At 32.7% G+C, this 14,274-nt stretch carries 12 protein-coding genes and 1 riboswitch; of the genes, 7 read left to right on the top strand and 5 right to left on the bottom strand.

Features of this window, described 5'->3' with window-relative positions; translation table 11 throughout:
• The first annotated feature begins 9 nt into the window (after positions 1 to 9).
• Positions 10 to 1,359, top strand: a complete 1,350-nt coding sequence (locus ACIQ66_RS09180; protein WP_396212503.1) for an FAD-dependent oxidoreductase — start codon at positions 10 to 12, stop codon at positions 1,357 to 1,359.
• A 10-nt stretch (positions 1,360 to 1,369) separates the two neighbouring features.
• On the opposite strand, the gene ACIQ66_RS09175 is transcribed toward ACIQ66_RS09180, so the two are convergent.
• The gene (locus ACIQ66_RS09175) at positions 1,370 to 1,735 is read right to left on the bottom strand and encodes a cupin domain-containing protein (RefSeq protein ID WP_396212502.1); all 366 of its coding nucleotides are present in this window, start codon (positions 1,733 to 1,735) and stop codon (positions 1,370 to 1,372) included.
• 681 nt (positions 1,736 to 2,416) lie between these two features.
• On the opposite strand from ACIQ66_RS09175, the gene ACIQ66_RS09170 reads away from it, so the two are divergent.
• From ACIQ66_RS09170 to ACIQ66_RS09145, 6 genes are all read left to right on the top strand, one after another.
• Positions 2,417 to 3,232, top strand: coding sequence for a MotA/TolQ/ExbB proton channel family protein (locus tag ACIQ66_RS09170; RefSeq protein ID WP_396212501.1), 816 nt, complete (start codon positions 2,417 to 2,419; stop codon positions 3,230 to 3,232).
• 51 nt (positions 3,233 to 3,283) lie between these two features.
• Positions 3,284 to 3,919 carry an ExbD/TolR family protein gene (locus ACIQ66_RS09165; protein WP_396212500.1) on the top strand — a complete coding sequence of 212 codons (636 nt, stop codon included), beginning with the start codon at positions 3,284 to 3,286 and terminating at the stop codon, positions 3,917 to 3,919.
• 24 nt (positions 3,920 to 3,943) lie between these two features.
• A complete protein-coding gene (locus ACIQ66_RS09160; RefSeq protein ID WP_396212499.1) occupies positions 3,944 to 4,507 on the top strand; it encodes an ExbD/TolR family protein in 564 nt (187 codons plus the stop codon).
• Positions 4,508 to 4,535: 28 nt separating this feature from the next.
• On the top strand, positions 4,536 to 5,333 hold the full coding sequence (locus ACIQ66_RS09155; RefSeq protein WP_396212498.1) for an energy transducer TonB: 798 nt from the start codon (positions 4,536 to 4,538) through the stop codon (positions 5,331 to 5,333).
• A 231-nt stretch (positions 5,334 to 5,564) separates the two neighbouring features.
• Positions 5,565 to 6,461, top strand: coding sequence for a PstS family phosphate ABC transporter substrate-binding protein (locus ACIQ66_RS09150; protein WP_396212497.1), 897 nt, complete (start codon positions 5,565 to 5,567; stop codon positions 6,459 to 6,461).
• Between the two features lie 11 nt (positions 6,462 to 6,472).
• Positions 6,473 to 8,137 carry a tetratricopeptide repeat protein gene (locus tag ACIQ66_RS09145; protein WP_396212496.1) on the top strand — a complete coding sequence of 555 codons (1,665 nt, stop codon included), beginning with the start codon at positions 6,473 to 6,475 and terminating at the stop codon, positions 8,135 to 8,137.
• Between the two features lie 190 nt (positions 8,138 to 8,327).
• On the opposite strand, the gene metF is transcribed toward ACIQ66_RS09145, so the two are convergent.
• From metF to ACIQ66_RS09125, 4 genes are all read right to left on the bottom strand, one after another.
• Entirely contained in the window at positions 8,328 to 9,284 is a 957-nt protein-coding gene (metF, locus tag ACIQ66_RS09140; RefSeq protein WP_396212495.1) for a methylenetetrahydrofolate reductase [NAD(P)H], read from the bottom strand.
• An 89-nt stretch (positions 9,285 to 9,373) separates the two neighbouring features.
• Positions 9,374 to 12,451: a vitamin B12 dependent-methionine synthase activation domain-containing protein gene (locus ACIQ66_RS09135; RefSeq protein ID WP_396212494.1), complete on the bottom strand. Its 3,078-nt coding sequence runs from the start codon at positions 12,449 to 12,451 to the stop codon at positions 9,374 to 9,376.
• 120 nt (positions 12,452 to 12,571) lie between these two features.
• Positions 12,572 to 13,564 (bottom strand): homocysteine S-methyltransferase family protein, encoded by a 993-nt coding sequence (locus tag ACIQ66_RS09130; protein WP_396212493.1) that lies wholly within the window; start codon positions 13,562 to 13,564, stop codon positions 12,572 to 12,574.
• Between the two features lie 389 nt (positions 13,565 to 13,953).
• A riboswitch (SAM riboswitch) is annotated at positions 13,954 to 14,062 on the bottom strand.
• A gap of 115 nt (positions 14,063 to 14,177) precedes the next feature.
• On the bottom strand, positions 14,178 to 14,267 hold the full coding sequence (locus tag ACIQ66_RS09125; RefSeq protein WP_396212526.1) for a T9SS type A sorting domain-containing protein: 90 nt from the start codon (positions 14,265 to 14,267) through the stop codon (positions 14,178 to 14,180).
• Positions 14,268 to 14,274 lie beyond the last annotated feature (7 nt).

The raw sequence follows: 14,274 nt of genomic DNA, 5'->3' as shown, positions 1-14,274 counted from the left end.
ACGAATTAAATGCAAACTCCCAAAAAAATAGCCATTGTAGGTTCAGGTTTAGTAGGAACTTTATTGGCAATATACCTCAAAAAAAGAGGGCATCAAGTTGATGTTTTTGACAGAAGTGCCGACATTAGAAAGATAAATTTTTCAGGCCGTTCTATAAACCTTGTTATGTCAAATCGTGGCTGGAAAACATTAGAAGATATTGGACTACGTGAGGAAATTGAAAAAATTGGAATTCCTGTAGATAAAAGGGCCATTCACAAGCAAGATGGTGAGTTAATTTATCAAAATTATGGAAAAGATGGCGAATGTATTTATTCGCTTTCGCGAGGCGTTTTGAACAAAAAAATGATAGATTTAGCCGAACAAGCTGGCGTAAATTTCAAGTTTGAACAAAAAGTTTGGGATGTCGATTTAACAACTGCAACGATTTCTATTGGAGAAACAGAACGAGGTGAATGGACAACAGAAGATTATGATTTAACGTTTGGTTCAGACGGTGCATTTTCTAGAATTCGTCACCGTATGCAACGCCAAAGTATGTTTAATTATTCGCAAGAATTTTTAGAAATTGGTTATAAAGAGTTACACATTCCTGCCAACGAAAACGGCACGCATAAGTTAGATAAAAATTCTTTACACATTTGGCCACGCGGAAAATTTATGTTAATGGCTTTGGCCAACTTGGATGGAAGTTTTACTTGCACACTTTTTATGCCACATGATGGCGAAAATTCATTTGAATCATTAAAAACAAAAGAAGAATTAGTGAATTTCTTTGGAGAATATTTTCCAGATACTAAAGATGTAATTCCTGATTTAGTAGAAGATTTCTTTAAAAATCCAACCAGTTATTTGGTAACCATGAAATGTTTTCCGTGGACATATTCAGACAAAGTTGCTTTAATTGGTGATGCTTGTCATGCTATTGTGCCGTTTTATGGTCACGGAATGAATGCAGGATTTGAGGATATTACCGTTTTAAATCAAATGATAGACAAGTTTGGCGATGATTGGGCAAACTTACTAAACGAATATGAAAACAGTCGTAAACCAAATGCCGATGCAATAGCTGAACTTTCAAGAAGAAATTTCATGGAAATGAGTTCCAAGACGGCAGATGAAAAGTTTTTACTTCAAAAGAAAATTGAAAAATGGTTTTCCGATAAACATCCCGAAAAATGGATGCCGCTTTATAGTCGTGTTACTTTTAGTTTACAACCTTACTCAGAAGCTTTGGCCATAGGTGATAGACAAAATGAAATCATGGAAGAGATTTTGAAAATAGACAAAATTCAAGAAAAATGGAATTCGGAAGAAATTGAAAATTTAATTTTAGAAAAACTAAATGCTAAATACTAAATACTGCTTTCTAATTTTCTTCCCTATGCACTTTTGTAAAATCGAATGCAGGTTTACAAATGGCAATATATTCACAAGGTTCGTCAAAAGGATTAGAATATTGAACTCTTGTATTGGCTTCAATTTTTATAGATTGACCAGTTTCTAAAATTACAGTTTCTCCTTCAATAATAAATTGTTTTTTACCCGAAATAATATAGGTGTATTCTTCAAATTCAGGGGTTTGAAAAGGCTCACTCCATTTTGGCGGCGCAATCATGTGGGCAATTGAAATTTCTTTGTTTTCAGTTGTTGGAATTCCATGATGCTCTTCAATCAATTTACCATCAGTCGTTGGAACTACAAAAGGATTTTTTTGGATTAAATAGTTTTTCATTTTAAACAGAAACCGTTTTTTAATAATTATAAATATTTGATTTTTATTTGATTTTGCAATTGATTTAGTTCTTCAACAGCTTTATCAAAACACTAAAAGCACCTCGAATAAAGCTAGCACTTGTAACGACTTTTAAAACTTATTTCCCAATAACTTCTAATGTTTTTAATGGAATTTTTACTTTAGTTTCGCCTACAGTTTCGCCATCTAAAATGGCTGAATCAAGCAAAATTCTTTCACGTTTTGTGGTCTATCCTTCTTTTATTTGTTTGGCGAATGCTTCTTTATGAGTCATCGATTATATAATATAGGAAGTCTTTATTTTAGCGAAGATAACAATTTTGAATATTAAATAAGTGTTCTAAAATTAATGAATTTTGATATTTTTTGTTGATTCAGAAAAAAAAACTTGTCGTTTTGCACACAATTAATGTCAAAATTCGCGTTATTATATAAATGAATAAAATTACATAATCACTTATTAACACAAACTTTTGAACATTTTTTATAAAAAACAATCATTCAATAAAATTAATTATATGAAAATATAAGTTTTAAGAGAATGTTATAAATTACAAAAAAAGTTTTTTTATTTAAACTAAAAAATTAAATTTGCTCCTATTCAAGTTTATTTACAACTAAAACTAATAAATTATTAAAAACTATTAAAATTAAAAAAAAATGGCAAACGTTAAAAAAGACAAAGGTTCAAATGGCGGTGGAATGGTAACCGGAATCATTATTCTAGCATGTATTTTTGTGGGATGGTTAGTATGGCAATTCATAATGGGTTCTCCTTCTAACTTTGAAGGAAATGATCCAGAAAAAGGACATCCGTTAAACACCTTAGGAATGGTTTATAAAGGAGGATTTATAGTTCCTATTTTACTTGGAATGCTATTAATGGTTGTCGTTTTCTCAGTAGAAAGATATTTAGTTATATCAAAAGCAGCAGGTAAAGGAAATCTTGATGCATTTATGAGAAAAATTCAAGCAAGCGTTGGTCAAGGAAATATTGAAGAAGCAATTGATGCTTGTGACAAGCAAGAAGGTTCAGTTGCAAATGCAATCAAAGCTGCTCTTATCAAATATCAAGATGTGAAAAAAGAAGGATTCTCAAGTGAAGAAGCTTCAGAAATGATTCACAAAGAAATTGAAGAAGCTACAACCCTTGAAATGCCAATGTTAGAAAAACACATGACTATCCTTTCTACATTAGTTTCTTTAGGAACTTTAGGTGGATTATTAGGAACAGTTTCGGGTATGATTAAAGCATTTGGTGCATTAGCAAGTGCAGGAAGTCCTGACCAAGCTGCTCTTGCAACAGGTATCTCTGAGGCACTTATTAATACTGCAACTGGTATCGCAACTTCTGCTTTAGCAATTGTTATGTATAATTTCTTCAACTCTAAAATTGATACTTTAACATATTCTATTGATGAAGCTGGAACAGCAATCGTTAATACATACAGAAGATTAAGAGGAAGTTTAAAATAATAACTTTTGATAGTATAGCAATATACGCTTCAAAATAATATAAAAAAACAAATGGCAAAAATAAAAATGTCAAAGAATGCAGCGTCTATAGACATGACAGCAATGTGCGATGTTGCATTCCTTTTACTTACATTCTTCATTTTGACAGCAACGGCTAAAGTTCCTGAACCAATGCCCGTTGACACGCCTGCCTCAACTGTTCAAACAAAATTGCCTGATACTGATTTAGCTACACTTTCTATTGGAAAGTCAGATGGCAAAAACGCAGTCTTTTTTGGAGTAAAAGGCAAACAAGTAAGAGAAAAAACGCTTGACTTAATGGCTCAAAAATATGGAATGACTTTTACTGATAAAGAAAAGTATGAATTTTCATTAATAGACGAATTTGGTGTACCAATTGAATCACTTAAAAGTTTAATCGCAATAAAAAGTGCTGATAGAAACAAAGCAGGTGTTCAACCAGGCATCCCAATAGATTCGTTAAATAATCAGTTAAAAGATTGGATTTATACTGCACGTCAAGCTAACATTGAAGTGGCAGATAAAGAACTAGAGTTCGCTATAAAAGGTGACTCTAAAGAAGAATATCCTCAAATCAAAAAAATTATGGATATACTTCAAGATCAAAAAATCAATAGCTTTAGTTTAGTTACAGGTTTACGTGCTAAACCTAAAACTACTAAATAAACTAATATTTAAAAAAGACACAAAATGGCTGAATTAAATACCGGCGACGGCGGTGGCAAAAAAGGCGGTGGCAAGGTTAGGAGTAAAAAACAAAACTCCAAAGTTGACCTTACTGCAATGGTGGATTTGGCATTCTTATTGATAACCTTCTTTATGTTGACTACCTCTTTATCTAAACCTCAATCGATGAATTTAGGTTTGCCAGATAAAAACAATGAAGACGAACCAGAGTTGGATGTAAAAGTTGACCAAAGAAGAACATTAACCATTATCCTTGGTGACAATGATAAAATAAAATGGTTTCATGGTTTACAAGCAACTCCTGAACCAGGAGGAGCTCCAGCAGATGCAGTTCATGGTAAAGATGGTATTCGTTTAGAGATTTTAAAAAGAGTTAAATCTGTACCTGAAACTATTGGAGATCCAAAAAAAGGTTTAATTGTAATTATCAAACCTACCAAAAAATCAACCTACAAAAATTTAGTTGATATTTTAGATGAAATGGCAATATGCGCTGTACCAACGTATGCAATTGTAAATGAATTTTCTGACGAAGAAAAAGCATTAGCAGATAAAATGAATCAATAAATACGTATGTATTTTAAAAGATAAAATTATGAAATTAGACCTATTAGGAAAACAATGGTTAGAGATTGTTTTTGAAGGACGTAACAAAAGTTATGGAGCTTACGAATTACGTAAAGATAATGCCAAAACGTCTTATCGATCATTAATTATTGGTGCAATAGTTTTTAGTATTGCTATTGCAACACCAAAAATTATAGATTTCATTGGTAATGCTACAGCTAATGATGAAGCAGCTTTGGATACTAAAATTACTACGGTAAAATTACCTCCTAAAGAAAAACCACCAGAAAACTTACCTCCTCCTCCTCCTCCTCCTCCAAAAGTGGATCAGGTAAAGTTTGTAAAACCTGTTGTTGCTAAAACAGAAGATGTTACTGAAGAGCCTCCAAAAATTGAAGAAATCAAAGATAAAAATCTTGGAAAAGAAGATATTAAAGGTGATCCAGATGCGGAACTTACTGTTGAACCAGTAGGAAACGGTCCAAAAGATGTTGTAGAAGATAATACAATCTATAATTCAGCAGGAATAGAAGTAAAAGCTGATTTTCCTGGTGGGGTTGATGCATTTAGAAGTTTTATTGGAAAAAACTTTGAAATGCCTGATGATGAAGATTTTCCTGGAGGAAATGTTATCGTAACATTTGTAGTAGAAAAAGATGGTAGCATGACCGACATTAAAGTATTGAGAGATGTTGGCTATGGAACTGGAAAAGAAGCCATTAGAACAATAAAGTCTTGTAAGGTTAAATGGATTCCAGGAGAGCAAAACGGCAAAAAAGCTCGTATGCAATTTAGCTTACCTATAAAATTACAAAGAGCTGAATAATGTTTGATAACATTTTAAGTAAAATAAAGAAGAAATCGCCTAAAGAGCGATTTCTTCTCGTTATAGGAATCCTGTTTTTTTTGATTTATTTAACAGTAGGCTTACTAATAATCTTCTGGAAAAAACTTCCTTTGCAAATGGAAACACAATATAGAATCGCTTTTGGAGTTTTATTAATTGTGTATTCCTTTTTTAGGTTTGTACGCCTTGTTGAATCAAATAAAGAATAATATGAAAAAGATACTAGTTTTTGTTACGTTATTATTTAGTACTGCAATTACATATAATTGTAATAAAAAAACAGAAGAAGAAACCATTTTAACAGGTAACTCAACTGTAATGGTAGATGAAAGTTTATTGCCAATTCTTGAAGAACAAAAACAAATTTTTGAAGCACAATACAAGGCAACAATAAATCTAGTTCCAAGTTCTGAAATTGAAATAATAGATGCTTTATTGAAAGACTCAATTCAAATTGCAGTTTTATCACAAAAATTATCGATTGGAGATTCATTAAGAATTGTAAAACATAAAAAACACCCTAAACAAACACAGTTTGCAACAGACGCTATTGTGCTTATTATAAATAAAAAAACTAATGACTCACTTATCACTATTCAAGAAATTACAGATTTCTTAAAACAATCTAACACAACTAAAATAAAGGGATTGGTTTTTGATAATCCTAATTCAAGCTCAGTAAGATACTTAAATGGTCTAGCGGGAATAAAAGAAAGTAGAAACAAAAATATTTATTCTTTCAAAACTAATAAAGAGGTAATAAAATATGTATCAGAAAACAATGGAATGATTGGAGTTGTAGGTCTAAACTGGATAGAACAATCTAATCCCGATTTGGAAAATATTGTTGTTTTGAGTGTTAAAAATCCCAAAAGCAATTCGTATATTTACCCCTCTCAAAATAGCCTTGCAGAAAAAACATATCCTTTGGCACGCGATTTGTATATAATCAATAGTCAAGGTTATTCAGGACTAGGAATGGGGTTTTCGTCATTCATTGCTGGAGAAGTTGGACAAAGAATACTATTGAAGTCTGGCTTATTACCATTCAAAATTCCAGGAAGAAATATTATTATTAGAAATAAACTAGAAAAAGAAAATAAGTAAATTAAATTGAAATGAAAAATATTGCCATAATATGTTTTGCCTTTTTAACTTCAACAGTAGCTGTTAAAGCTCAAGATCTTGAAACCGCAAAAAAAACAATCGATGCAGAAAAATACGAAGATGCTAAAAAAATGCTAAAAACATTAGTAGCAACCAATCCAGCAAATGGCAAAGCTACATTTTTGTTGGGAACAGTCTATTTAAAACAAAATATTGAAGATTCAGCTAAAATTTATTTTCAAAAAGGATTAACTGCAAAAGACGGCGCTAGACTTAACAGTATTGGATTAGGCCAAATTGACCTTAACAATAAAGATGTGGCTAGTGCAACTACAAATTTTGTTCAAGGAATTAGCGGTCTAAAAAGAAAAGAATATGAAGAATTGATGTATGTTGGTAAAGCTTACACAAATGCAACAACTCCTGACTACAAAAAAGCTCTTGAATATCTAAACAAAGCTAAAGATATTAGTACAACAAATGCTGAAGTTCAATTAGCACTTGGAGACGCTTATTATGGTGATAAAAACCAAAATGAAGCTTATGCAGCATACAGAAACGCTTATGCTACAGATGCAAGTTTGATTAGAGCAAAAATGCAATTAGGTGTACTATTAAAAGGAGCAAAAGCTTATACAAAAGCAATTGAAGCTTTTGACGAAGTAGTAAAAACCAATGCTACATATGGACCTGTTTACAGAGAAATAGCTGAAACGTATTACTACTGGGCAAATAACGAACCAAAAAAATACAACGAGTACATTCAAAAAGCATTACCAGCTTACGAAAAATACATGAATTTAACAGATTATTCTTTGACTTCACGAATGCGTCACGCTGACTTTTTAATACTTGCAAAAGACTACAAAGCACTAGAAGTTGAAGCTAACGAAATGCAAAAATTGGACAAAGTTAATCCAAGAATAAAACGCTATTTAGGGTATTCTGCTTACGAAAACGGAAATGTTGATACCGCCATAAAATCTCTTAACGAGTTTATTGAAAATCCTAAAAACAAAGTAATTGCAAGAGATTATATGTATCTTGGGTTGGCAAAATTGAAAAAAGGAACTAATGCCGAAACAAAAGCAGTTGATCCAACAGCTTTCTCTGAAGCAGTTGCTGATTTGAAAAAATCTGTAGAAATGGAAGCGTCTATGACTAATGATTTAAGCGAAATCGGAAAAGGTTTTTACTCTCAAAAAATGTACAGACAAGCGGCTGCTATTTATGAAATTGCCGTTACAAACAAAGAATCTAAAAACTATTTACTTGACAACTTTTACCTAGGTAACTCATTGTATTTCAGTAACACACAAAAAGATGTAGTGAAACCAAATGTTGAAGAATTGAAAAAAGCGGACATAGCTTTTGCTAACGTAATTGAAGCTTCTCCAACAACTCAAGATGCTTATCTTTTCAAAGCAAGAACAAACAGTTTGCTAGAAAATGATGCAGAAACAATAAAATATTACGAAGAATACCTTCGTGTTGTAAACGAAAAAGGAACCGAGGAATTCACCAAAAACAAAACCAAAGTTATCGAATCTTACAACGGTATTGGTGCAGCTTACGCTAATACGGACAAAACAAAAGCTAAAGAATATTTTAACAAAACAATTGCTCTAGACCCAACAAATGAGTATGCAACACAATCATTAAAAATGTTGAAATAAAATTTTTATAACTAATTAAAAACCCGATAATTGTAATAATTATCGGGTTTCCTTTTTTTAGTTAGGAGCGAATGGCTCGGGCATTTTGAATTACGCATTTCCTGCTACTTGAACTCGCTTCCCAAAAATGGGAGAGCTCAAACAATTCAAGTATCAGGGCTAGTTAGGTTATGTCTTTTGTAAAATCAGTTTAAAAAATAACCTTAGCAATAGCTTTAATATTCTCAGCTTTTCCCATCGAATAATAATGCAAAACAGGAATTCCTGCAGTAACTAGTTCTTTACTTTGTTCAATACACCATTCAATTCCTATTTGCTTTACATGGTCGTTATCTTTCGCTTTTACAACAGCCATAATTAAATCGTCAGGCAATTCTAGTGAAAAACGATGCGGAATCAAATTCAATTGTTTCTTAGTCGCAATAGGTTTCAAACCTGGAATAATTGGTACTGTAATTCCGGCTATTCTACATTTATCAACAAAATCGAAGAACTTTTTATTGTCAAAAAACATTTGAGTAATAATATATTCGGCTCCATTTCTGATTTTCTCTTTCAAAAAATGAATATCACTATCCAAACTTGGTGCTTCCATGTGTTTTTCTGGATAACCAGCAACACCAATACAAAAATTGGTTTTGGCAGAATTCTTCAAATCTTCATCTAAATAAATTCCATTATTCAAATTACTTATTTGTGTCACCAATTCAGATGCGTATTCGTTTCCTTCTTTTTCAGGTTTAAAATAGGTTTCATTCTTTAAAGCATCACCACGAAGTGCAACCACATTATCAATTCCAAGAAAATCTAAATCTATCAACAAATTCTCAGTATCTTCCTTGGTAAAACCACCACACAAAATATGCGGAATTGCATCAACAGAATATTTATTCTGAATTCCGGCACAAATACCTACTGTTCCTGGACGTTTTTTTACAATTTTTTTCTGTAAAAGTCCACTTGGTAATTCTTTAAATTCATATTCTTCACGATGATACGTTACATCAATAAATGGTGGTTTGAATTCCATTAACGGGTCAATACTATCAAAAATAGATTGGATATTTTGCCCTTTCAATGGCGGAAGAATCTCAAAAGAAAATAAGGGTTTTCCTTGGGCGTTTTCTATGTGTTGGGTTACTTTCATTTTTTTTTAGGTTGTAGGTTGGAGGTTGTAGGTTGTAGGTTTGGACTTCTATTACCAAATACCTATCACCTACTACCTAAAACCATTTATTAATCTGCTATATTCGGTGCAAGCCATTTACTTGCTATTTCTGTTGAAATTCCTCTTCGTTTGGCGTAATCTATTACTTGATCTTCTTTTATTTTTCCTATTCCGAAATATTTACTTTCAGAATTTGCAAAATAATATCCCGAAACCGATGCTGCTGGCCACATTGCCATGCTTTCGGTTAACTTCACTCCTATTTCTTGTTCTACATTTAACAATTTCCAAATGGTTGGTTTTTCTAAATGGTCTGGACAAGCTGGATAACCTGGTGCTGGACGAATTCCTTTATATTCTTCTTTTATCAAATCGTCATTAGATGAATTTTCATCAGAAGCATAACCCCAAATTTCTTTACGAACTTTTAAATGTAAATATTCTGCAAATGCTTCGGCCAATCTATCCCCAAGTGCTTTTACCAATATAGAATTATAATCGTCTAATTGTTTTTCAAATTCGGATGCTTTTTCATCTACTCCAAAACCTGTTGTTACACAAAAACATCCAATATAATCTTGTTTTCCAAAATCTTTTGGTGCAATAAAATCGGCCAAAGCAATGTTTGGCGAACCTGCTGTTTTTTGTGATTGTTGTCTTAATGTTAAAAAGGTTGTAGGTTGTAGGTTGTAGGTTGTAGGTTGTACTTCAATATCATCATCATTAATTGTGTTTGCTGGAAAAATTCCAAGAATACCTTTGGCTGTTAGCCATTTTTCTGAAACTATTTGTTGCAACATTTTTTGAGCATCTTCAAATAAATGAGTAGCTTGTTCGCCCACAACCTCATCTTTTAAAATCGCTGGATACTTACCATGTAATTCCCACGATTGAAAAAATGGTGTCCAATCGATGAAAGCTACCAATTCTGAAAGTTTAACTTCTATGGTTTTTGTTCCAATGAAATTAGGTTTTGCTGGATGGAAATTATCCCAATTTAATTGCAATTTATTCTTTCGAGCTTCTTCAATGGAAAGATAATTTTTGTCACGACTTCTGCTTAGATAACCTTCACGAAGTTTATCATATTCTTCTCGAATAGCTTTCACATAAACTTCTTTCGTTTCGGCTTGCAACAAATTACTGGCTACTGTTACAGCACGAGAAGCATCGTTTACATGAACAACCGTTTCTTTGTATTCTGGTGCAATTTTTACCGCTGTGTGTGCACGAGAAGTTGTAGCACCACCAATCATAATTGGAATTTTGATATTTAATTTATCTAACTCTTTAGCTAAATAAACCATTTCGTCTAACGATGGTGTAATCAATCCGCTTAACCCAATAATATCTACATTATGTTCAACTGCTGCTTGAATGATTTTTTCTGGCGGAACCATAACCCCTAAATCGATGATTTCAAAGTTATTACAACCTAAAACCACTGCAACAATATTTTTACCAATATCATGTACATCACCTTTAACAGTTGCCATCAAGACTTTTCCTGCCCCCCCCGCCCCCGAAGGGGGAGCTACTAAGTTTGCGGATATTTTTTGAATAACATTTTCTATATTAAACAAAACTTCATTGTTAGTAAAACGAATAACTCTATAGCCTTCTGAAAGTAACCATTTTGTTCTTTCAGCATCACTAACTTGATTTTCTGGTAATTGATGAATACTACCATCAACTTCAATTATTAAATTTGATTTTAAACAAATAAAATCAGCAATATAATTACCAATTATATGTTGTCTTCTAAATTTAAAACCATCAATTCCTTTATTGCTCAAAACATTCCAAAGCATTTTTTCTGCTTCTGTTGGTTTATTTCTCATTTCAAGAGCAAATTGTTTAAGCAATCCATAATTATAAGGATTTGCGGTCGCCCAATATTGAGAGTTCTTTATTCCCCCTTTGGGTGCTGGGGGGCTAATAAAAGGTAATAAATACGCAACCGCTTTTTTCATAACACGAGCCGATTTTACTACTTGAGGCAAAAACATTTTTCCGCTTCCAAATAAATCGCCCACAACATTCATTCCTGCCATTAAATTGATTTCGATAACATCAATAGCTTTTTCTGAATTTACTCTTGCTTCTTCGACATCAATTTCTATGAATTCATCAATTCCTTTTACTAATGAATGCGTTAATCTTTCTTGAATAGAACCATTTCTCCATTCTTGAATTGCTTTTTCATTGGTTTTGAAATCGCCTTTGAAGGTTTCGGCTAAATCCAATAATCTTTCTGTGGCATCTTCTCTTCTATTTAATAAAACATCTTCGACATGCTCTAATAAAATTGGATCGATTTCATCGTAAATCTCTAACATTTCTGGATTTACAATTCCCATGGTCATTCCGTTTTTGATGGCGTGATAAAGAAAAGCCGAGTGCATTGCTTCACGCACTTTGTCATTACCACGAAACGAAAACGAAACGTTACTCACACCACCAGAAATATTGGCATACGGAAGATTTTCACGAATCCATTTGGTCGCTCTGAAAAAATCTAAAGCATTTAATTTGTGCTCATCCATTCCGGTTGCAACTGGAAAGATATTTGGGTCAAAAATGATGTCTTGCGCTGGAAAATGTACTTCATTAACTAAAATATCATAACTTCTTTTACAAATTTCGATACGTCTTTCGTAAGTATCAGCTTGACCTTCTTCGTCGAAAGCCATTACGATTACAGCAGCACCATATCTTTTTATCAACTTGGCATGATGAATAAAAACTTCTTTTCCTTCTTTAAGTGAAATAGAATTCACCACACCTTTTCCTTGAATAACTTTTAATCCAGCTTCGATTATTTCCCATTTGGAACTATCAATCATTACTGGAACTCTTGCAATATCTGGCTCAGCAGCAATTAGATTTAGGAACTTGGTCATAGCATAAATGCCATCTAACATTCCTTCATCCATATTTACATCGATGATTTGTGCTCCTCCTTCTACTTGTTCACGAGCAACAGAAAGTGCTTCTTCGTATTTTTCTTCTTTGATTAATCGGAGGAATTTACGTGAACCTGTAACATTGGTGCGTTCTCCTACGTTTACGTAAATTGAATTTTCATCAACAAAAAGCGGTTCTAAACCTGAAAGCTGTAAATTTATTTTGTTTGTTCTTGACATTTTTATTTTATTTTACCACAAAAGGCACAAAATTTTATTTAAACCATTAAGAAAGTTAAGTTCATTAAGAGTTTTCTTTTTAAACACAGATTTGACGGATTAATGAGATTATCACTAATTTTAATTTGCAACTAATTCTGATTTTCTCGGTTTGAATTCTATTGCAACATCTGCTATTGCTTTGATATGTTCTGGCGTTGTTCCACAACAACCTCCTATTATATTTATTAAATTATCTTTTAGATATTCTCTAATTAAGGCTTGCATTTCTAATGGTGTTTGATCGTATTGTCCAAAAGCATTAGGTAAACCTGCGTTTGGATGTGCTGAAATATTTAATTGTGTATTCATAGCCAAACGTTTCAAATAAGGTTTTAATTGGTCAGCTCCAAGTGCACAATTGAATCCGATACTTAATAATGGAATATGCGAAATGGATATTAAAAATGCTTCAACTGTTTGACCCGAAAGCGTTCTTCCTGAAGCATCTGTTATTGTGCCAGAAACCATAACTGGAATATCTAGGTTTCGCTCTTCTTTTACTTCTTCTATTGCAAAAAGTGCTGCTTTAGCATTCAATGTATCAAAGATAGTTTCAACTAATAAAACGTCAGAGCCACCATCGATTAAAGCTTCTACTTGTTGACGATAAGCCATTTTTAAATCGTCGAAAGTTACAGCACGATAACCTGGATCGTTTACATCTGGACTCATAGATGCTGTTCGATTGGTTGGTCCGATAGAACCTGCTACAAAACGTGGTCGGTCTGTAAATTCATCAGCTACTTCTCTGGCAATTTTGGCTGATTGGTAGTTTAGCTCGTAAACCAAATCTTCCATGTGGTAGTCTGCCATTCCTATTGTAGTTCCTGAAAATGTGTTGGTTTCAACAATATCGGCACCTGCTTGAAAATACAAACGGTGGACTTGTTTTACGGCTTCGGGTTGTGTAATGGACAACAAATCGTTGTTTCCTTTCAAAGGATGTGGAAAATCTTTGAATCGTTCGCCACGAAAATCTTCTTCAGAGAAATTGTTGCGTTGTAACATGGTTCCCATTGCTCCGTCTAGAACTAGAATTCTTTCTTTAATTGCTTCTGTTATTTTTGTCATAATGTTTTTCTTAACCACAAAGCGCACAAAGATTTTCACTAAGCTCGCTAAGTTTCATTTTATTTTTTGCAAACCTGCGGCAGTCATTCAGGGACGCCAAGACGCAAAGCTTTTTTTGTTTTTAAACCATTAAGAAAATTAAGTTTATTTGAGAAAATGTTCTTTTGGAAACTTGATTTTACAAAAATGGATACCTAATTAGCCCCGATTGCAATGGAAATCCTTTTTCTTTTTTCTATAAAAAGGAAAAGATTGGAATGCAAAGCGGGATTATGGTTTGCTAAAATGCGCAAGCCATTCGCTCCAGATTTCTCCAAAAGTCGAAAATGACAATTAGGAATTCTGTAAATTATTTTAGTGTTAATGTGAAAGTTGAGAGAAAATTCTCTTGGTTATCTGTTCTCGTTATGTGTAACGAGATAGAATGTAGCACCTTCTACAGTTGTAGGGTTGCTAAGCTTTCATCGAGTCTAATCTCTCCAGCTTTCGTGATAACAAACATTATTAATAAGAACAATGCAAAGTAATGACATAGAATTTTATAAAACAAGAAAAAATAAAAAAACCTGTTTACAAAAGCAAACAGGTTTAAATATATTAAAAAATAAATTGTTTATTTTTTTACAATTTTAGAAGTTCCAACTCCATTTTCAGAAGAAGCTTTCAAGAAATAAACTCCTGAATTTAAGTCAGCTACATTGATTTGAGAA

It is taken from the genome of Flavobacterium sp., from assembly GCF_044377315.1.
Classification (GTDB): Bacteria; Bacteroidota; Bacteroidia; order Flavobacteriales; family Flavobacteriaceae; genus Flavobacterium.
This window is presented reverse-complemented; position numbering and strand designations above follow the sequence as displayed.